Raw genomic sequence first — 21,051 nt, forward strand, 5'->3', positions numbered from 1 at the left:
AGCGCAGCGCCAACAGCATCTGAACCTCCAGACACGCTGGATGCCAGATCGCCGACGCATAAATTAACCTAATGGGTCAGATACTTAGAGCCTGGCCCACCAGGCGTAATTGTTGAAGCCAGTTTGGGGCCGACCAGCGCGCAGAAACTGGAGCGTACACGTAGTACGTGAGGATTTTGAGCACTGCCCGGTCCCAAAATGGCGAATAAAATAGCCTAATGGGCCAGGCTCTTAATCTTTCGCCATGCGGTTAAACTGCTCAATAGTAAGATCCCACGGCTCATGGGCCGCATCCGGCATAAAACTGCCGTCATCCACGCCAATTTCGTCTTTGATAATTTTATTCAGTTTTTCATTCATCGTAAGAATGAGATCCTGATATTTCTGTTTATCAGCAGCAAGGTTATGGTTCTCATCGGGATCATTTTTAAGATCGTAAAGTTCAAGATCGTTGTACTTAATAAGATCCTCCCAGGTTTCCGGCGTATTATGCTCCCTTAGCGAGAAATAGCGTGCAAACTTATAACGGCCATCGTTAATCATCCGCGTCCCTGAACGATGGCTGAAATCAGGATGCAAATGGGATATTTCCTGCTTGATTTGCGCCACCGTTTTTTGTTTATCTCTTTGTAGCGCGATAACGCGGTGGAGATAATGGGCATCGGTATACAAGATCATGCCATAGCAATATAAGCTGGCATTTCTCACCGCATTAACCGCAACGCCTTCCGGGTTTTTTAGCAATCCGCTAAAATTAACGCCTTTGCGGTTGCCTAACGCCTGGTGCTGTTTTTCTTCCGGCAAACCGGTCAGCCCAACTAATGTCGGCGCGATATCAAGATGACAGGTCAACGCCTGACATTTCTTATTACCGGGGTACGCCGGGTGGGAAATAATCATCGGTACATGGATCTGTTCTTTATAAACGGAAGCGCCTTTACCGTGCATCTGATGGCTTCCGCCTAATTCGCCATGATCGGCAGTAAATACAACAATCGTTTTATCAGTTAACTTGAGGGCATCAAGTTCATTTAATATCCGGTCAAGGTGAGTATCACAATCGCGGATACAGTTGAAATAGTAGTCAAGCAGTTTACGCCAACGACGATCTTCATCAGGAAACTGCCCTTCCAGCGCAGCGCGCGCCGTCTGGTATTCAAGATGCGCCGGCGGTCTTCCCTGCTCATTGAATGATTGATGCCTGTTTGCCGGCAGCGGATAGTTCGGCCAGCTTGCCTGATAAAGCTCGTTTTCCGGCGGCTGCGTGGGCGCCAGGGTATTATCATCCTGATCCAACTCGCCACGCCACTGTACCTTTTCTCCCTCTTTATCGGTATCAATAAACATGACATCATGAGGATTAACGAGGTTAACGGCCAGGAACCAGGGCTTGTGTTGGTCATTCAAGGGCTGCCCCTTGCATCTTAACCAATTTATAGTCTGAGCCGTGGTGGTTGAATCATAAAAATAGCCGCCTTTACTATGGCCAATAATATCGCCGATGCCGTGATAGTCAGCAAAACCATATTTTTCCATAATTTTATGTAATTCTGGTTCAGGAATATCCCCGACATCAATATCCTCATCTTTTTCGTCAGGCAAAGGCTTCTCCAGTTTTTCTGTAAGATGCCACTTACCTTTATAGGCCGTATAGTATCCCAGTTCCCGCATCATATGGCCTGTGGTTCCAAGAGCGGGGTCAAGGTCATAAGGCATCCAGGGTAATCCCAGATTATCAAACATCTTTGTCTGGGGCATATGTAAGCCGGTATACAATACGGAGCGGGAAGGCGTACAGACATTACTGGTATTCTGATGATTACAGAATGTCACCCCCGTTTTCATGAGCCGCTCTCTGCCGGGTACCGGGAAAGGAAACGTAGGAAAAAAACGCTCCTGGTCGGTCACGACTAACAGAATATTATATCCTTCTGGCAATTTTTCCGGGATTTCGCCGGTAAACGGTTTATCCCACGCCGGTTTCGCCTTGACGGCGCATTTTTCATCAGCCTTTACCGCGCCGGATAACATACCGCCTGCGGCAAGAATACCGGCACTGGTTAACAGTTTCCTACGCGTAAGATCCGTCTCTTCTGCGGACAGATTTTTTTTATTACTCATATTATTATACCTGTAGTCAGTAACTTTATCACATATTCATTTATTACTGTACGAGGAAACGTGGATATGTATCAATGCCTTCCGGGTAAGAATATGTGTTATAAATTGATTTGTATTTCAAATTAGAAATATATTAATAAACAACCATAATTCACTGAAAAATTATTTAGATGAAAAGTTCATTGTTTTTATTTTAGAGATACAACTGCAGACATTACTTCATAAAAAAATACATTATTAAACATACTCTATAGCGCTGTGTTCGTGCCTTTTCCCTTCAGCTACGGTGATTACCCTATGCCGCTACAAGAAAATCTCCCCGAAAGAAACACTATCAGTAACAGGCCGCGCAACCATAGACATACAACCGGTAATATCACTCTGGGAAATTAAAACATAACTCAATTCTGTTATATTGCTTATGAATAAAACTATCGTATTGCCGCGTGATTCAATAAAAATTCCGTCATTACAAGAAATAATATAAAAACTATTATTTACAGGGGGTTAAGTTTCTTTTTAACTGACAGTGCATTATTTTACATTGACAACAACATAAAGAGGTGACTATAACAAGATATAAGACGGTCACACCAAATAAGTCTATTTTCAGATAATCAACCGAGGTTATATACCCAAAATAATTCGAGTTGCTTAAAGGCGGCAAGGGAGTGAGTCCCCTGGAGCATAGATAATTATGTGACTGGGGTGAGCGGCAAATCTGCCGGGAGCAGATTTGAACGTCGCGTGCGACGGCCCGTCAGGGCGAGGCCCATAGGTGGGCCGAGTAATCCGTAGCCAACCCGTAAGCAACCTGAAGTATGAAGGGGATAAATAATTTCGTTACGGATTACTGATATTGCGCAAACCTTATCATCAATGCAACAGGAACAGAACCATGAAAAAACGCATTATTGCCGCCGCATTACTGGCAACGGTTGCTTCATTCAGCACGCTTGCGGCAGAGCAGGTCTCTAAGCAAGAAATCAGCCACTTCAAACTGGTTAAGGTCGGCACCATAAATGTGTCCCAGAGTGGCGGGCAGATTTCCTCACCCTCTGATCTACGCGAAAAACTGTCAGCATTAGCCGATGCGAAAGGCGGAAAATATTACCATATTATCGCTGCACGTGAGCATGGTCCGAATTTTGAAGCCGTTGCCGAAGTTTATAACGATGCGACGAAATAAAGCTCTGATTGCGCCATAACGAGGGCACAGGCATGAAATAATAAGAGAGCGCCAGCAAGGTGCCATGTTCCGTCACAATCCACTCAGGGCCGTCTGGAAACAGATGCTGGCCCTCTTTTTTATCAACAGTTCATCCGGGGCAGGCAAGCCGTTGGAATGTGCGCGCGCAGGCAGTAAGCCCTTCGTGAATAAGACGGTTTTGCGGGCTGTTTTAAGGTAATATTTAGTGCGCTTTTACCTGCCTGAACCAGTAATTTTCCATTTTCGTTATCCATTTCCCCTTTTTATTTTTCGGTATTACGCCAGCCCAAAGTAATTGCAGCTGTCGGTTATAGGTTCCAATAGCGTGTCCACCATACGCCCCTTCAAATGCTATCACCATGGGGCCCTGCCCTTTTACCCCCTCTTGTCCTTCATGGCAATAAAGCGCGTTGCGGTGAGTCACGTCAAGTTCATACTGTACGTTCAGTTTCACACATTTTTCCCCGCAGCCTTCTACTGGCGGCAATATTGTCATGGTATAAGGCGGGTTATCTGCCGTGGTTTTCCATGTTCCGATCAGGTCTTTGCAGGCGTTTATCTCCGTAGCTCCGGAGGCGGCAGAAAATAGCGCGAGCAAATAAAAAGGTATTAGTTTCAGTTTCATTACAGACTCCTGTTCCTTATACCTGGTCATTTATACCTAATCATAAGGATAAATGCCCTGCGATATGTTTTTTTCCGGGAAATGTTGAGCCGCTGTTCAGAGAAATGTCGATGAGTGTAACCTCATGTAAGCGGACAGCGCGGTGGGGAAAGCGGGAACACGGGCGAATGGTCTAACGTATTTCGACGTTTTCCGGCGTCCCTGCCTGTTCAGGCATCCGTTTATTCGCATGGGAATAAATGGATGCGCATAAAGAGAGAATATTATTGAGCGGCTAATCAGAAAAAATTGAATTAATTATCCAGCTCGCTCATATTTTTCAGCTGATCGCGGTTAATCTGTTCGGTTTTCCCGGTGGCGGCGTTTTTGTAAGACACCATACCGGTATCGTTATCGACCTCGGGTTTCCCGTCGGTGACAATAGTTTTGCCATCCGTGGTTTCAACCGCCTGGTTAGAAGAGCATCCTGCGACGGTGAATAGTGTTGCTGCGGTAAACAGTGCGGTCATAAGACGTTTTTGCATGGTGTTCTCCCTGCTTTTCAGTTGTTTTAGCATGTGACTGTTAACTGTAGCGTTATTGGCGAAAAGCAAGGAGAAATGCAGAACACTCTTAACGAGGGTTATCCGATGGCGTTCCGCGCAAAGTCATGTTTCCGGTCTGTGTTAGCGTCAAGCCGCGAGTTTCCGGGGCAAACATCACCGATACGCCAAGCCCGACTAACGAAATCAACGCGCCAATCAGCATGACGTTATTAATGCCGTAACGAGTAATAAAAATCGGTAATGCCCAGGTGGAGACAATGGTTCCGATGCGGCTTAATGACATGATGACCCCCACGGCCGAAGCGCGAATATCCGTCGGGAAGAGTTCATTAGGATAAAGCCATTGCAGTATGCCCGGCCCGCCGGAAAAGAAGGCGTATACCGCAAACGCCACCACGACCAGTATGATGCCCAGATTTGACACCAGCCCCAGCAGCGCCAGCGCGATAGTCATCATGGCGAAGCTGCCAATAAGCAGAGGGCGACGGCCAATACTGTTTAGCCAGAACATCGCCGGTATACAGCCCAGCATAAAAAAGAGGCTAATCACCACATTGCCGAGCGCCGCGTTGCGCCCCTGCTCCCAGCCGAGTAACCCGACGATCTGCGGCCCAAAGGTATAGATAGCGAACATCGGGATTACCTGACAGGTCCAGATAGCCGCAACGAACAGTACAAACGGGAAATGACGGCGATTAAACAGTTGCAGGAAGCGGGTCTCCTGCGGCGGCTCATCGTCAAAGCAGACCGGTTCGCCGAACAGTTTGATCATCATTTGTTCGCACTCTTTTACCCGTCCTTTTCGCAATAGCCAGCGTGGCGATTCCGGCAGATCAAAGCGGCCAATCAAAATGATTAAGCACGGGATAAAGGCGCTGCCAAGCATCCAGCGCCAGCCGCCTTCCATGTCATACAGCCAGTAACCCACCAGGTTGGCGCAGGTCGCGCCGACGTACCACATCGCGGCGATAAAACCGATGGAGAACGCACGCTGGCGGGTGTTGGAAAACTCCGTAATCATGGAAGTGGCGATAGGGTAATCCGCGCCGATAACAATGCCAATTAAAACGCGCATCACCAGCAATTCAAGCGGCGTGGAAACAAACATGGTCGCCACGGAGATAACGCCGATAGCGATAATATCAAGCAGGAACATTTTACGCCGCCCGACTTTATCGCAAATATAGCCAAACAACGAGGTGCCGATAAACAGTCCGGCAAGCGTAGCCGCGCCGAGCGCGCCAATCCATTCAGCATCAAGGTGCAATAGCGGCGTCAGTTGTTCCAGCGCCACGCCAATGATCACCAGCACGTAGCCATCAAGGAACGGGCCGCCGCTTCCCCACAGCATAATTCTGCGATGGATGGAGGAGAATTTAAGGTCGTCAAAGTTCCTGGGCTGCGGCATGGTGATGTCCTGTTTCAACACGGGCAAAGCGTCATCTGTAGGCCGGATAAGGCGTTTCCGCCGCCATCCGGCATTGGCGCCACATGATTGCCGGATGGCGACGCTACCGCATCTTATCCGGCCAACGGGGGCACAACTTCGTACTTATTAGCCGTAGCGGAACTCCACGCCAAACGTCCCGCGCGGGTATTCCCATTTTTCCAGCGCCGTATCAAGGCCGAGGATCCGGCACGTTCCGCACTCCAGGCACCCGGCGTAATCAAAACGAACGCTGCCGTCGTCCTGCTTTTTATACAGTCCCGCCGGACAGGCCTTAATCAGCACCTCCAGCGCCTGTTTATCAGGATCGGTTTTGAGAATGATGTGCGGGCTGTCTTCATCCACATTGAACTTATTGACGCCCAGTTTGACGTCCACATTAACGGGAGATGTCATAATACGGTCACTCCTTTCAGGCCATCTTTCATCAGGTTGATGAAGCCCACTTTCTTCGCATGGCGCAGGATTTTTTTACGCATGGGCACCGGCGCGGAGCCATCCACGGTGAACAGGTCGCGCGCGATATTGACCGCCATTTCGGGATAAGCGGTAAACATGCGGGGATTATCAAGAAAAGCCGGCAGTTTCTGATACATACGCATATCGCGCATCGGACCTTCGTCCAGATGCTGACGGTATTCCCCCAGCGATTGCTTGCTAAAATCGTCGCGCTTCATCGCCGAAAGCACCGTCTTCGCCGCCGCTTCGCCTGCGGATATGGCGAGATCCATACCACGGATGGTAAAGCCGAGGTTCATACACATGCCGGCAGCATCCCCGGCAATCAGTACGCCATCGCCCACCAGTTCAGGCTGCATATTCATTCCCGCCTCGGGTACAACGTGTGCGGCATATTCCACCAGCTTGCCACCGGCGATCAGCGGCGCAACTGCCGGATGCTGTTTGAAATCTTCCAGCATTTGCGGGACCGATTTTTTCGCGTCTTTCAGATGATGAAGTCCACAGACCAGCCCCAGGGAAAGGGTTGTTTCATTCGTATACAGGAAGCCACCGCCCATCAGACCATCGGTTGGCGCCCCGGCAAACAGACAGGCGGCACCTTCGTTGCCCTGTAACTGGAAACGATCTTCAATGACCGACTTCGGCAGTTCGATCAGTTCCTTCACGCCGACAGCAACATGCGATGCCTCAACGCGTTTGGCCATGCCCAGCTTTTCAGCCAGCAGAGAATTCACCCCGTCAGCGAGGATTACGACTTTGGCTTCCAGAATATCGCCATCGGCTTCCACGCCCACGACGTTGCCATCACGCTGAACGACGTTATCGACGCGAATACCGGTGATCAGTTGCGCCCCCGCCTCTTCGGCCTGCTCCATCAGCCAGGCGTCAAATTTACTGCGCAAAACGGAATAAGAAACTTGCGACGATGCGGCGTCCTCGTCGTTGCAATAATCCATCGTCATCGCCCCTTTGTCGGTCATAAAGGCGAGTTTTTCGTGGGTGATCATGCGTTCAATGGGGGCCTGATCCGCAAAGCCGGGAATGATGCGTTCCAGGCTATGTGCATACAAGCGCCCACCGGTGACATTCTTCGCGCCAGCAGAATTGCCGCGCTCGATAACCAGCACCTGTGCACCTTCGCGAGCAAGCACCAGCGCCGCAACCGAACCGGCCAGACCTGCACCCACGATGATGGCATCAAAGATATCTTCGGACATACGTACTCCTGTCAGCGGCAGGATACCTTCGCATCCTGCCCGAAATGGTTTATCGCGCTAAGGCAGCCGTCAGCGCAGGCAGGATCTTCAGCGCATCGCCAACGATGCCAAAATCCGCATACTGGAAGATTGGCGCGTTTTTATCTTTGTTGATGGCGAAAATCGTCTGCGCGCCGTTGGCGCCGACCATGTGTTGGATCTGCCCGGAGATCCCCACCGCCAGATACAGTTCAGGCTTGAGCATCAGGTTGGAGATACCGACGTAGCGCTCGTGCTCCATCCACTTCTCGTTTTCCGCCACCGGGCGAGAACAGGCCAGCTCGGCGCCAATCGTCTGGCACAGCGCTTCGGCCAGCGAGATATTCTCTTTGCTGCCGATGCCGCGTCCCACGCTGACCACCAGACGCGCTTTGTCGAGGTCAACGCTGTTGCTCTGACGCGCCTGGGTTGCGGTGCGGGTCACGGCAGTGGCCGGAGCCTGCCACTGCACGGTGTGCATCTCGCCGCTGCGGGAAGCATCCGGTTGTTGTGCGTCAAACGTTCCGCTGCTGAGTGTGATCACGGCAAACGGCGAAGCGATGGTCTCTGTCCCTATCGCCAGACCGCCGTAGACCATATGTTTAACCGCCGCTTTTCCATCCTGCAGGGCGACGTCGCTGGCGTCGTTGGAAACCGCAGCCGACAAGCGATAGCCCAGCTTTGCCGCCAACAGCTTGCCCCGACGCGTATTCGGCAGCAGCACCGCGCCGCCCTCGCTATGCTGACGAATAGTCTCAGCCATCGCAGCAGAGTAGTCTTCGATCATGCGGTCTTCTGGTTTGCCGCTGAGCAGCCAGACATGATCCGCGCCTAAGTGACATGCTGTCGCGCTATCCGCTTCGTTCAGTACGAACGCGTTAACTTTTTCACCTACAGCCTGCGCGCCACTCATCAGTTCGGGCAGACGAGAAGGGGTATCGCTGAATACCCAGACACTGGAAAATTTGTTCATAACATCCCCTGATAATTAAATGATTTTGCGCAGATTCTCGACAAACGCGGCGATTTGTTCTTCACCGTCACCTTCAATCACCACACGCTGACGCTCGCGCTGCTTCGGTGCGGCAACCTGTTGTGCGGAATACGCGGGTACGCTGTTCAGCCCGATATCCGCAGGCGACCAGACCTGAACCGGTTTTTTCGCCGCGCCAAGAATGGCTTTCATCGAAGGGATTTGTGGGGTGTTAATGTCGGTGGAAACCGCGATCACCGCCGGGAGCGGGATGCTCAGCGTTTCAACTTCATCTTCCAGTTCGCGTTCTACCGTCAATGTGCTGTCGGTAAGAGAGAGGATCTTACTCACGCCGTTAATCGCCGGAATGTTCAACGCTTCGCCCACCAGCAAACCAACCTGCTGAGCATAAAGATCGGAAGAACCGTCGCCGCAGATAAGCAGATCGAAACCTGATTTTTGCGCGGCAGCGGCCAGCGCGGTAGCGGTGTGTTGCGGCAGCGCCTGCTCAAATTGATCGTCAATGACCACAATCAGTTCATCAGGGCCACGAGAGAGGACATCTTTGCGCCCTTTTGCATTAGTCAGCGCTTTGCCGCCAACGCTCATGGCGACAACCTGAGCGTCTCCCAACTGCTGTTTTAACTGGCAAGCAGCTTCAATTGCATTCAGATCATATTGGCTGATTTTGCTATCCGCTTTGCTGAAATCGAGTGTTCCGTCAGCATTATTAATCGCAATATCCTGCTCATCAGGTACGCATTTGTAGCAAGTAATTATCTTCATTGCATCTCCAGAAATCATGAAGGAAACGTATTTATATCGGCGGTGTTAAATACAGATATCACGCTCTTTAATTCGGAAATAAAACCTTAATCACCAATATTGAAAATGTCACACATTGATATTCGTAACTTTCAATAGTGTTACGCACCTCACCAATATTGAAAGAAATATGCCAAATATGAAAATTTTCAATATTGTTTGCTGGCTCAACAATATTGAACGTCAGATACTTAAAAAAGTTAAAAAACCACAACCAACAAATTGATAAATAAAGAAAAAATCAAAATTTAGACACAAAATAATCAACGCAAAAAAGTGTGACGAAGATAACAGAATCACCCGAAGTGAATACCCATCATGAGTTACTCATTGAGGCGTCCCAGAGGTTAAAAACTTATCAACAAATCATTAATAATAAATAAACAAACGTTCATGGACTGGCACGCTAAATAAATTTCGTTTTCACACTGGAATTCACTTATGAAAAATGAAAAGAAAAAATCGGGAATTGAACCGAAGGTTTTTTTTCCGCCATTAATAATTGTCGGGATACTTTGCTGGCTAACAGTCAGAGATCTTGATGCCGCTAACGTCGTTATTAATGCGGTATTCAGTTATGTCACCAACGTCTGGGGTTGGGCATTTGAATGGTATATGGTCGTCATGCTCTTCGGCTGGTTCTGGCTGGTTTTTGGCCCCTATGCTAAAAAGAGATTAGGCGACGAAAAACCGGAGTTTAGCACCGCCAGCTGGATTTTCATGATGTTCGCCTCCTGTACATCAGCTGCGGTTCTGTTCTGGGGCTCTATTGAGATCTACTACTATATCTCCACCCCGCCGTTCGGCCTGGAACCAAACTCCACCGGCGCGAAAGAGATAGGTCTGGCGTACAGCCTGTTCCACTGGGGGCCGCTACCGTGGGCAACCTATAGCTTCCTTTCCGTGGCCTTCGCCTACTTCTTCTTTGTACGCAAGATGGATGTCATCCGTCCCAGCTCCACGCTGGTACCGCTCGTCGGTGAAAAGCATGCGAAAGGGTTGTTCGGTACCATCGTCGATAACTTCTACCTGGTGGCGCTGATCTTCGCGATGGGCACCAGTCTCGGTCTGGCTACCCCGCTGGTCACCGAGTGTATGCAATGGCTGTTCGGTATTCCGCATACGCTGCAATTGGATGCCATCATCATTACCTGCTGGATCATTCTGAACGCGATTTGCGTGGCCTGCGGCCTGCAAAAAGGGGTCAGAATCGCCAGCGATGTGCGTAGCTACCTGAGCTTCCTGATGCTCGGCTGGGTGTTTATCGTCAGCGGCGCCAGCTTCATCATGAACTACTTCACCGACTCCGTCGGGATGCTGTTAATGCACCTGCCACGGATGCTGTTCTATACCGACGCCATCGGTAAAGGCGGCTTCCCACAGGGCTGGACTGTTTTCTACTGGGCGTGGTGGGTTATTTACGCCATCCAGATGAGTATCTTCCTGGCCCGTATTTCCCGTGGTCGTACCGTACGTGAACTGTGCTTCGGGATGGTGATGGGTCTGACCGCGTCTACCTGGATCCTGTGGACAGTGCTGGGCAGCAACACGCTGCTGCTGATGGATAAAAACATCCTCAACATTCCGCAGTTGATTGAACAACACGGCGTGGCGCGCGCCATTATCGAAACCTGGGCCGCCTTGCCGCTCAGCACCGCCACCATGTGGGGCTTCTTCATCCTCTGCTTTATTGCCACCGTCACGCTGATTAACGCCTGCTCTTACACCCTGGCGATGTCGACCTGTCGTGAAGTTCGCGATGGTGAAGAGCCGCCTCTGTTAGTGCGTATCGGCTGGTCGGTGCTGGTCGGCATCATCGGTATCGTTCTGCTGGCGCTGGGTGGGTTGAAGCCGATTCAGACCGCGATTATCGCCGGAGGATGCCCGCTGTTCTTCGTCAACATTATGGTGACGCTGTCCTTTATTAAAGACGCCAAAGTGCACTGGAAAGACAAGTAATTCTTATTAACCCAATTGATCAAGAGGCTGAAAGATGGATTTCAACTTAAATGACGAACAGGAGCTGTTTGTCGCCGGTATTCGCGAACTGATGGCCAGTGAGAACTGGGAAGCTTATTTTGCCGAGTGCGATCGTGACAGCGTCTACCCTGAGCGTTTTGTAAAAGCACTGGCGGATATGGGTATTGATAGCCTGCTGATCCCGGAAGAACACGGCGGTCTGGAAGCGGGTTTTGTTACCGTCGCTGCCGTCTGGATGGAGCTGGGACGTCTTGGCGCGCCAACTTACGTGTTGTACCAATTGCCGGGAGGTTTTAACACTTTCCTGCGTGAAGGAACTCAGGAGCAAATTGATAAAATCATGGCCTTCCGGGGCACCGGTAAGCAGATGTGGAACTCTGCTATCACCGAACCGGGAGCGGGATCGGATGTTGGTAGTCTGAAAACCACTTATACACGCAAAAATGGTAAGGTTTATCTCAATGGCAGTAAGTGCTTTATCACCAGTAGCGCCTATACCCCGTACATCGTGGTCATGGCGAGAGACGGTGCATCGCCGGATAAACCGGTTTACACCGAGTGGTTTGTGGACATGAGCAAAGCAGGTATCAAGGTCAACAAACTGGAGAAACTCGGTCTGCGCATGGACAGCTGCTGTGAAATCACCTTTGACGACGTTGAACTGGACGAGAAAGACATGTTCGGTCGGGAAGGTAACGGCTTCAACCGCGTGAAAGAAGAGTTTGACCATGAGCGCTTCCTCGTCGCGCTGACCAACTACGGTACCGCAATGTGCGCTTTTGAAGACGCTGCGCGTTACGCGAATCAGCGCGTGCAGTTTGGTGAAGCTATTGGCCGTTTCCAGCTGATTCAGGAGAAGTTTGCGCATATGGCGATCAAACTGAACTCCATGAAAAATATGCTGCTGGAAGCCGCGTGGAAAGCAGATAACGGGACTATTACCTCCGGCGACGCGGCAATGTGCAAATACTTCTGCGCCAACGCCGCGTTTGAAGTGGTAGACACCGCCATGCAGGTACTGGGAGGTGTTGGTATCGCGGGCAACCACCGCATCACGCGTTTCTGGCGTGACCTGCGCGTTGACCGTGTTTCTGGTGGTTCTGATGAAATGCAGATCCTGACGTTGGGTCGTGCGGTACTTAAGCAATACCGCTAATCGATCCCTTGTAGGCCTGATAAGACGCGGGGCGTCGCCATCAGGCAATCATGCCGGATGGCGCTGTGCTTATCCGGCCTACATACCACAAAAAATGCCAGGAGAAAAATGATGAATCATTTACCAATGCCAACCTTTGGCCCGCTTGCTGGGGTACGCGTTGTTTTTTCAGGAATCGAAATCGCCGGTCCATTCGCCGGACAGATGTTCGCCGAATGGGGCGCCGAGGTTATCTGGATTGAAAACGTCGCATGGGCCGATACCATCCGCGTACAGCCTAACTACCCGCAGCTCTCACGCCGCAACCTGCACGCCCTGTCGCTGAATATTTTCAAAGATGAAGGTCGGGAAGCGTTTCTGAAACTGATGGAAACCACCGATATTTTCATTGAAGCCAGTAAAGGCCCGGCCTTTGCCCGCCGTGGTATTACTGATGAAGTGCTGTGGGAACATAACCCGAAACTGGTCATTGCCCACCTTTCCGGCTTCGGCCAGTATGGTACCGAGGAGTACACCAATCTTCCGGCGTATAACACCATCGCGCAGGCATTCAGTGGTTATCTGATCCAAAACGGCGACGTTGATCAGCCGATGCCAGCCTTCCCGTATACCGCCGATTACTTCTCCGGGATGACCGCGACGACAGCCGCGCTGGCGGCCCTGCACAAAGTACGCGAAACGGGTAAAGGTGAAAGCATCGATATCGCCATGTACGAAGTGATGCTGCGCATGGGTCAGTATTTCATGATGGACTACTTCAACGGCGGCGAAATCTGTCCACGTATGACGAAAGGGAAAGACCCCTACTACGCCGGCTGCGGCCTGTATAAATGCGCCGATGGCTACATCGTCATGGAGTTGGTCGGCATCACGCAAATCAACGAGTGTTTTAAAGATATTGGTCTGGCCCATATTCTCGGTACGCCGGAAGTTCCGGAAGGCACGCAGCTCATCCATCGCGTGGAATGCCCTTACGGCCCGCTCGTCGAAGAGAAACTGGACGCCTGGCTGGCAACACACACCATCGCCGACGTTCAGGCGCGTTTTGCTGAGCTGAATATCGCCTGTGCGAAGGTGCTCACCATTCCGGAACTGGAAGGTAACCCGCAGTACGTTGCCCGCGAATCGATTACTCAGTGGCAAACAATGGACGGTCGCACCTGTAAAGGGCCGAACATCATGCCGAAATTTAAAAACAACCCGGGGAAAATCTGGCGTGGCATGCCATCACACGGCATGGATACCGCCGCCATTCTGAAAAACATTGGTTATAGCGAAGCAGATATTAAGGAACTGGTCGGCAAAGGCCTGGCCAAAGTTGAGGATTAAACGCGATGCGCTAATCGGTTTTCCGGTTAGCGCTCACGCCTGATTTCAGTGGATAAAGCAATATGGATATCGTTGGCGGACAAAACTTACGTCAGATGTGGGACGACCTGGCCGGGGTGTACGGAGATAAAACGGCGTTAATTTTCGAATCCTGTGAGGGAATCGTTCGGCAGTTTAGCTATGCCTCGCTCAATGAAGAGATTAACCGCACGGCGAACCTTTTTTACTCCTTAGGGATCCGCAAGGGTGATAGGGTCGCGCTGCATCTGGATAACTGTCCGGAATTCATCTTTTGCTGGTTTGGGCTGGCAAAAATCGGCGCCATTATGGTGCCGATTAATGCCCGCTTACTGGGCGAAGAAAGCGCCTGGATCCTGCAAAACAGCCAGGTGAGTCTGCTGGTTACCAGCGCCCAGTTTTATCCTATGTACCGTGAAATACGCCAGGACAATAGCACTCCGCTTAATCATATCTGTCTGATTGGCGAGCAGCTTCCGGCTGACGACGGCGTGAGCCACTTTACCCAACTACAAGCACGCCAGTCGGCCACGCTGTGCTATACGCCCGCGTTATCCACTGACGATACGGCGGAAATTCTGTTTACCTCCGGTACCACCTCGCGTCCAAAAGGGGTGGTGATTACCCACTATAACCTGCGTTTTGCAGGCTACTACTCTGCCTGGCAAATCGCCCTGCGCGATGATGACGTGTACATGACGGTGATGCCCGCGTTTCATATCGACTGCCAGTGTACCGCCGCAATGCCAGCCTTTTCCGCCGGCAGCACCTTTGTGCTCCTGGAAAAGTACAGCGCCAGGGCCTTCTGGGATCAGGTACGTAAATATCAGGCGACGGTGACCGAGTGCATCCCGATGATGATCCGCACGCTGATGGTCCAACCCGCCGCACCAACGGACAGGCAGCATCATCTGCGCGAAGTGATGTTCTATCTCAATCTATCCGCGCAGGAAAAAGACGCCTTTACCGAACGCTTTGGCGTCAGGCTGCTGACCTCTTATGGTATGACTGAAACCATTGTCGGAATTATTGGCGACCGTCCCGGAGACAAACGGCGCTGGCCTTCCATTGGTCGCGTGGGTTTTAGCTATGAAGCTGAAATTCGCGACGATCAAAATCGCCCGCTGCCCGCCGGAGAAATTGGCGAAATCTGTATTAAAGGCATCCCCGGCAAGACTATCTTCAAAGAGTATTACATGCAGCCGGAGGCAACCGCCAGGGCGCTGGAACCAGAGGGCTGGTTACATACCGGTGATTCGGGTTACCAGGATGAGGATGGCTATTTCTATTTTGTCGACAGACGCTGCAACATGATTAAACGCGGCGGGGAAAATGTCTCCTGCGTCGAGCTGGAAAATATTATTTCTGCGCATCCGAAAATTCAGGACATTGTGGTGGTCGGTATTAAAGATGCGATCCGTGATGAAGCCATTAAAGCGTTTATCGTCCTTAATGAAGGTGAAACATTAAGCGAGGCCGAGTTTTTCAGCTTCTGCGAAAACAATATGGCGAAATTCAAGGTTCCCTCTTTTATGGAGATCAGAACTGACCTGCCGCGCAACTGTTCAGGAAAAATAATCAAAAAAAATCTGAAATAAACCTTCCGGCAGGAATCCCTCCCGCCGGGAAACTATTTATCTGGAGATGAACTATGAGTGAGTCATTACATCTGACCCGTAACGGCCCGATCCTGGAAATTACCCTCGACCGACCTAAAGCGAATGCCATTGACGCCAAAACCAGCTTTGCAATGGGTGAAGCTTTTCTTAATTTCCGTGACGATCCGGAATTACGCGTAGCAATCATTACCGGCGGCGGGGAGAAATTCTTTTCTGCTGGCTGGGACTTAAAAGCGGCAGCGGAAGGTGAAGCGCCGGATGCCGATTTTGGTCCCGGCGGCTTTGCCGGTTTAACCGAAATATTTGACCTCGATAAGCCGGTTATCGCCGCGGTGAACGGCTACGCGTTTGGCGGCGGTTTTGAGCTGGCGCTGGCGGCGGACTTTATTGTCTGCGCCGAAAACGCCAGCTTCGCGCTGCCGGAAGCAAAGCTCGGCATCGTGCCTGACAGCGGCGGCGTATTGCGTCTGCCTAAGCTGCTGCCACCGGCTATCGTCAACGAAATGGTGATGACCGGCAGACGAATGAGCGCCGAAGAAGCGCTGCGTTGGGGGATCGTGAACCGCGTTGTCAGCCAGAGCGAACTGATGGAGAGCGCTCGCGAACTGGCGCAACAACTGGTCAATAGCGCCCCGCTGGCTATCGCGGCGCTAAAAGAGATTTATCGCGCGACCAGCGAAATGCCGGTAGAAGAAGGCTACCGCTACATCCGCAGCGGCGTACTGAAGCATTATCCGTCGGTACTGCATTCAGAAGATGCGCTCGAAGGACCGCAGGCATTTGCCGAAAAACGCGATCCGGTGTGGAAGGGTCGTTAATGTGACTATGCCGGATGGCGTTTCGCTTATCCGGCCTACAGCACATGCGCAACCGTAGGCCGGATAAGGTGTTTACGCCGCCATCCGGCAAAAAAACAGAGGTACAACCATGAGCTATTACGCCTTTGAAGGACTGATCCCGGTGGTACACCCGGACGCGTTTGTCCATCCCAGCGCCGTGCTGATTGGCGATGTCATCGTGGGCGCCGGCGTTTATATTGGCCCACTCGCGTCATTGCGTGGGGATTATGGCCGCCTGATCCTGGAGGCAGGATCTAATCTGCAGGATGGCTGCATTATGCATGGCTACTGCGATACCGATACCATCGTGCATGAAAACGGCCATATCGGCCACGGCGCTATTTTACATGGCTGCGTGGTGGGACGGGACGCCCTGGTCGGCATGAATAGCGTCATTATGGACGGCGCAGTGATTGGCGAAGAGAGCATTGTCGCCGCCATGAGTTTTGTCAAAGCCGGATTTCAGGGTGAGGCAAGGCAACTGCTGGTGGGTTCACCGGCGCGCGTACTACGCCAGGTTACGGATCAGGAGCTGCACTGGAAACGCCTCAACACTAAAGAATATCAGGATCTTGCGATCCGCTGTCGAACGGGGTTATCTGAAACGAAGCCGTTAACGCAGGTCGAAGAAAACCGGCCGCGCCTGAAAGGCACGACGGACGTGAAGCCAAAATCAGCACAGTAATTGATGCCGGATGCGCTCACGCTTATCCGGCCTACGCGTCAATTACCGTTTACCCCGCCAGCAGGTAAACAGACAATTATCGACGCATACTCTTGGAGAGCATCATCTGCCATTTCTGCTCACGGTTTAGCTCTGTGGGAGGAACGGCAGACAGTCGCGGCGCTTTCGCCACGCTCACTTTTCTTTCCTGCAAATTATGATTCAATCGGCGATAGAGTTGAGAGTCGATACTCACGACTTTCACCAGACGCTGGCACTGGCAGCCCCGTCCTGCAATCTGGTTAGGGATCATCTTCACTTCACAAACAATTTCCCCCACTTCTGACAGAATATAGGAGAGCGTATTAATTGCTTTGCAGTGTTCAATATCAAATTGACGGGAAATCTCCCTGGCCGTGATCCATCGGTTCTCTGCCATCATCCAGTCAGCAATTAACAAATAAAGCGGTCTTTCAACATATTTTTCACACATAAGCACACCATTTCACAAATTAAAAATCTGGCTACGGCCTGTCCAAACTAATAAAAACTAAGCCATATTAAAATTGTGGATATGCAAGATAGTATGCGACTTAAATATTGATTAGTGTGAGCAATATCGTGCTTATTACATAGAAAATGTGGTTACGGAAACGGACTTCTCCAGGAATGACCTTACGCAAGATAAAAAAAGGGTTTCTTTACAGAAACCCTTTCAGAATTATATTACAGGTCCGGTTAGAGCAATATCCACCGGACCCTTTATTTACGACTTTTTGATCTGCGCGTGCATTTCCTGCACCGAGGTTACCTTCTCGGTGGCATCGGCATTGAGCGCCATCGTCGTTGCAAAACCGCCGTTCAGCGTGGTGTCATAATGCACTTTATACTGCAGCGCGCTACGACGAATCACCCTGGAGTCTTCAATCGCGCGGCGGCCTGCGGTGGTATTGATGATATAGGTATATTCGCCATTCTTGATGCGGTCCTGAATGTGCGGACGACCTTCATGCACCTTATTCACCAGACGCGGGTTGATACCGGCTTCGCCCAGCACAATCGCCGTACCGTGGGTGGCATCCAGCTCAAAGCCCTGTTTCAGCAGCTTGGCCGCGAGATCCACCACGCGCTCTTTGTCGCCTTCGCGAACCGAGAGCAGCGCACGGCCCTGTTTCTTCATCGTGGAGTTACTGCCCAACTGTGCCTTGGCGAACGCTTCCGCGAAGGTACGACCGACGCCCATCACTTCCCCGGTAGAGCGCATTTCTGGCCCTAACAGCGGGTCAACGCCGGGGAATTTGTTGAACGGCAGCACCACTTCTTTCACCGAGTAGTACGGCGGGATAATTTCTTGGGTCACGCCCTGCTCGGTCAGCGATTTGCCGGCCATCACGCGCGCCGCCACTTTCGCCAGCGGCACGCCGGTGGCTTTGGAGACGAACGGTACGGTACGCGCCGCACGCGGGTTGACTTCAATCAGATAGACTTCGTTGTCTTTCACCGCAAACTGCACGTTCATCAGGCCGCGCACCTGCAACTCGAAAGCCAGCTTCTGCACCTGCTGGCGCATCACGTCCTGAATTTCCTGGCTCAGCGTGTAGGCTGGCAGGGAACAGGCGGAGTCGCCGGAGTGTACGCCAGCCTGCTCAATGTGCTCCATAATGCCGCCAATCAGCACCATTTCGCCGTCGCAGATAGCGTCCACGTCCACTTCAACCGCATCATCAAGGAAGCGGTCCAGCAGTACCGGCGCATCGTTAGAGACGCTGACTGCGGTCTGGAAGTAGCGACGCAGGTCGGCTTCGTCGTAGACAATTTCCATCGCCCGACCGCCCAGCACGTAAGAAGGACGTACTACCAGCGGGTAGCCGATCTCTTTCGCTTTTTCGACAGCCTGTTCAATGGCGGTGACGGTGGCGTTGGCCGGTTGCTTCAGCTTCAGACGGTCAACCGCATGCTGGAAGCGTTCACGGTCTTCCGCGCGGTCGATGGCGTCCGGGCTGGTGCCGATAACCGGCACGCCTGCCGCTTCCAGCGCGCGCGCCAACTTCAGTGGGGTCTGGCCGCCGTACTGTACGATCACACCTTTCGGCTTCTCGATGCGCACGATTTCCAGCACGTCTTCCAGCGTCACCGGCTCGAAGTACAGGCGGTCGGAGGTGTCGTAGTCGGTGGAGACGGTTTCCGGGTTACAGTTGACCATAATGGTTTCGTAACCGTCTTCGCGCAGCGCCAGCGAGGCGTGTACGCAGCAGTAGTCAAATTCGATGCCCTGGCCGATACGGTTCGGGCCGCCGCCGAGGACCATGATTTTATCGCGATCAACGGACGGGTTCGCTTCGCACTCATTTTCATAAGTGGAGTACATATAGGCGGTATCGGTGGCGAATTCCGCCGCGCAGGTATCCACACGCTTGTAGACCGGGTGCAGGTCATACTGGTCGCGTAGCTTGCGGATTTCCGCCTCGCGCACGCCCGCCAGTTTCGCCAGACGCGCATCGGCAAAACCTTTGCGCTTGAGCTGACGCAGGAAGTCGGCGTTGAGGCCGGTAATCCCGACTTCAGCCACTTTCTCTTCCAGACGCACCAGCTCTTCAATCTGCACCAGGAACCAGCGGTCGATGTTGGTTAGGTTGAACACGCCATCCACAGACAAGCCTGCGCGGAAGGCATCGGCGATATACCAGATACGATCAGCGCCCGCGTCTTTCAGCTCGCGGCGGATTTTAGTCAGCGCTTCCGGGTCGTCGAGGCTGACTTTCGGGTCGAAGCCGGTAGCGCCCACTTCCAGGCCGCGCAGCGCTTTTTGCAGGGATTCCTGCTGCGTGCGGCCAATCGCCATCACTTCCCCGACCGATTTCATCTGGGTGGTCAGACGGTCGTTGGCACCGGCGAATTTCTCGAAGTTAAAGCGCGGAATTTTGGTGACAACGTAGTCAATAGACGGCTCGAAGGAGGCCGGTGTACGGCCACCGGTGATGTCGTTCATCAGCTCGTCGAGGGTATAACCCACCGCCAGTTTGGCGGCCACTTTGGCAATCGGGAAGCCGGTGGCTTTCGACGCCAGCGCCGAGGAGCGGGAGACGCGCGGGTTCATTTCGATAACGATCAGACGACCGTTTTTCGGGTTCACTGCGAACTGGACGTTAGAACCGCCGGTTTCGACGCCGATTTCACGCAGTACCGCCATCGAGGCGTTACGCATGATTTGGTATTCTTTGTCGGTCAGCGTCTGTGCCGGGGCCACGGTGATCGAGTCCCCAGTATGGATACCCATTGCGTCGAAGTTTTCGATAGAGCAGACGATGATGCAGTTGTCGTTTTTATCACGCACCACTTCCATCTCGTACTCTTTCCAGCCGATCAGCGATTCATCAATCAGCAGCTCGTTGGTTGGCGAGAGATCCAGACCGCGTTCGCAGATTTCTTCGAACTCTTCACGGTTGTAAGCGATACCGCCACCGGTGCCGCCCATGGTAAAGGACGGACGGATGATGCACGGGAAGCCCACGTCAGCGGCAACCGCCAGCGCTTCTTCCATAGTGTGCGCGATACCGGAACGCGCGGTGTCGAGACCAATTTTCTTCATCGCGATATCGAAGCGACGACGGTCTTCGGCTTTATCAATGGCGTCGGCGGTGGCGCCAATCATGGTGACGCCGAACTCTTCGAGCACGCCCTGCCGCTCCAGCTCCAGCGCGCAGTTCAGCGCTGTCTGGCCGCCCATGGTCGGCAGCACCGCATCCGGACGCTCTTTTTCAATGATTTTGCGCACCACTTCCCAGTGAATCGGCTCGATGTAGGTGGCATCGGCCATTTCCGGGTCGGTCATGATGGTGGCCGGGTTGGAGTTCACCAGAATGACGCGGTAACCCTCTTCGCGCAGCGCTTTACACGCCTGAGCGCCGGAGTAGTCAAACTCACACGCCTGACCGATAACAATCGGGCCCGCGCCCAGAATCAGGATGCTTTTTATATCTGTACGTTTTGGCATGGCTCTTAT

17 protein-coding genes are annotated in these 21,051 nt (G+C 52.1%); 7 read left to right on the plus strand and 10 right to left on the minus strand.

The genetic code is table 11. The features are described from left to right. Nucleotides 1–231 precede the first annotated feature (231 nt). Complete coding sequence (locus LCS67_RS18480; RefSeq protein ID WP_000066315.1) at nt 232–2,121, minus strand: sulfatase-like hydrolase/transferase; 1,890 nt, start codon at nt 2,119–2,121, stop codon at nt 232–234. An 898-nt stretch (nt 2,122–3,019) separates the two neighbouring features. Here LCS67_RS18480 and srfN point away from each other — a divergent pair. Next, a complete protein-coding gene (gene srfN / locus LCS67_RS18485; RefSeq protein WP_000745957.1) occupies nt 3,020–3,310 on the plus strand; it encodes a DUF1471 family virulence protein SrfN in 291 nt (96 codons plus the stop codon). Between the two features lie 223 nt (nt 3,311–3,533). Here srfN and LCS67_RS18490 read toward each other — a convergent pair whose 3' ends face one another. The 7 genes from LCS67_RS18490 to LCS67_RS18520 form a co-directional block, all read right to left on the minus strand. Further along, nucleotides 3,534–3,950, minus strand: a complete 417-nt coding sequence (locus LCS67_RS18490) for a hypothetical protein (protein WP_000767274.1) — start codon at nt 3,948–3,950, stop codon at nt 3,534–3,536. Between the two features lie 299 nt (nt 3,951–4,249). Then, entirely contained in the window at nt 4,250–4,480 is a 231-nt protein-coding gene (locus LCS67_RS18495) for a YgdI/YgdR family lipoprotein (RefSeq protein WP_001172089.1), read from the minus strand. Between the two features lie 88 nt (nt 4,481–4,568). Further along, complete coding sequence (locus LCS67_RS18500) at nt 4,569–5,909, minus strand: MFS transporter (RefSeq protein ID WP_001136169.1); 1,341 nt, start codon at nt 5,907–5,909, stop codon at nt 4,569–4,571. Between the two features lie 147 nt (nt 5,910–6,056). Further along, a complete protein-coding gene (fixX, locus tag LCS67_RS18505) occupies nt 6,057–6,344 on the minus strand; it encodes a ferredoxin-like protein FixX (protein WP_000203736.1) in 288 nt (95 codons plus the stop codon). Continuing rightward, complete coding sequence (locus LCS67_RS18510) at nt 6,341–7,627, minus strand: FAD-dependent oxidoreductase (RefSeq protein ID WP_023251625.1); 1,287 nt, start codon at nt 7,625–7,627, stop codon at nt 6,341–6,343. The genes fixX and LCS67_RS18510 overlap by 4 nt, the downstream gene beginning before the upstream one ends. A gap of 49 nt (nt 7,628–7,676) precedes the next feature. Further along, nucleotides 7,677–8,618: an electron transfer flavoprotein subunit alpha/FixB family protein gene (locus tag LCS67_RS18515; RefSeq protein ID WP_001032206.1), complete on the minus strand. Its 942-nt coding sequence runs from the start codon at nt 8,616–8,618 to the stop codon at nt 7,677–7,679. A gap of 15 nt (nt 8,619–8,633) precedes the next feature. Continuing rightward, the gene (locus LCS67_RS18520) at nt 8,634–9,404 is read right to left on the minus strand and encodes an electron transfer flavoprotein FixA (RefSeq protein ID WP_000692185.1); all 771 of its coding nucleotides are present in this window, start codon (nt 9,402–9,404) and stop codon (nt 8,634–8,636) included. A gap of 480 nt (nt 9,405–9,884) precedes the next feature. Between LCS67_RS18520 and caiT the strand changes: the two genes are divergently transcribed. The 6 genes from caiT (at nt 9,885) to caiE (ending at nt 17,069) form a co-directional block, all read left to right on the plus strand. Further along, complete coding sequence (gene caiT, locus LCS67_RS18525; protein ID WP_000787073.1) at nt 9,885–11,402, plus strand: L-carnitine/gamma-butyrobetaine antiporter; 1,518 nt, start codon at nt 9,885–9,887, stop codon at nt 11,400–11,402. A 34-nt stretch (nt 11,403–11,436) separates the two neighbouring features. Further along, nucleotides 11,437–12,579 (plus strand): crotonobetainyl-CoA dehydrogenase, encoded by a 1,143-nt coding sequence (caiA, locus tag LCS67_RS18530; RefSeq protein ID WP_000347134.1) that lies wholly within the window; start codon nt 11,437–11,439, stop codon nt 12,577–12,579. Between the two features lie 111 nt (nt 12,580–12,690). Continuing rightward, nucleotides 12,691–13,908, plus strand: coding sequence for an L-carnitine CoA-transferase (gene caiB / locus LCS67_RS18535; protein WP_001016212.1), 1,218 nt, complete (start codon nt 12,691–12,693; stop codon nt 13,906–13,908). Between the two features lie 62 nt (nt 13,909–13,970). After that, nucleotides 13,971–15,524, plus strand: a complete 1,554-nt coding sequence (caiC, locus tag LCS67_RS18540; protein ID WP_000355804.1) for a crotonobetaine/carnitine-CoA ligase — start codon at nt 13,971–13,973, stop codon at nt 15,522–15,524. Between the two features lie 53 nt (nt 15,525–15,577). Next, a complete protein-coding gene (caiD, locus tag LCS67_RS18545; RefSeq protein WP_000004378.1) occupies nt 15,578–16,363 on the plus strand; it encodes a crotonobetainyl-CoA hydratase in 786 nt (261 codons plus the stop codon). A gap of 109 nt (nt 16,364–16,472) precedes the next feature. Continuing rightward, nucleotides 16,473–17,069, plus strand: coding sequence for a carnitine operon protein CaiE (gene caiE / locus LCS67_RS18550; protein WP_000122863.1), 597 nt, complete (start codon nt 16,473–16,475; stop codon nt 17,067–17,069). A 76-nt stretch (nt 17,070–17,145) separates the two neighbouring features. Here the strand turns inward: caiE and caiF are convergent, their stop codons facing one another. Beyond that, nucleotides 17,146–17,541 carry a carnitine metabolism transcriptional regulator CaiF gene (gene caiF / locus LCS67_RS18555; protein WP_000333324.1) on the minus strand — a complete coding sequence of 132 codons (396 nt, stop codon included), beginning with the start codon at nt 17,539–17,541 and terminating at the stop codon, nt 17,146–17,148. Between the two features lie 273 nt (nt 17,542–17,814). After that, on the minus strand, nt 17,815–21,042 hold the full coding sequence (carB, locus tag LCS67_RS18560; protein WP_001126315.1) for a carbamoyl-phosphate synthase large subunit: 3,228 nt from the start codon (nt 21,040–21,042) through the stop codon (nt 17,815–17,817). Nucleotides 21,043–21,051 lie beyond the last annotated feature (9 nt).

It is taken from the genome of Salmonella sp. A7 (genome assembly GCF_020181675.1).
Taxonomy (GTDB): domain Bacteria; phylum Pseudomonadota; class Gammaproteobacteria; order Enterobacterales; family Enterobacteriaceae; genus Salmonella; species Salmonella enterica.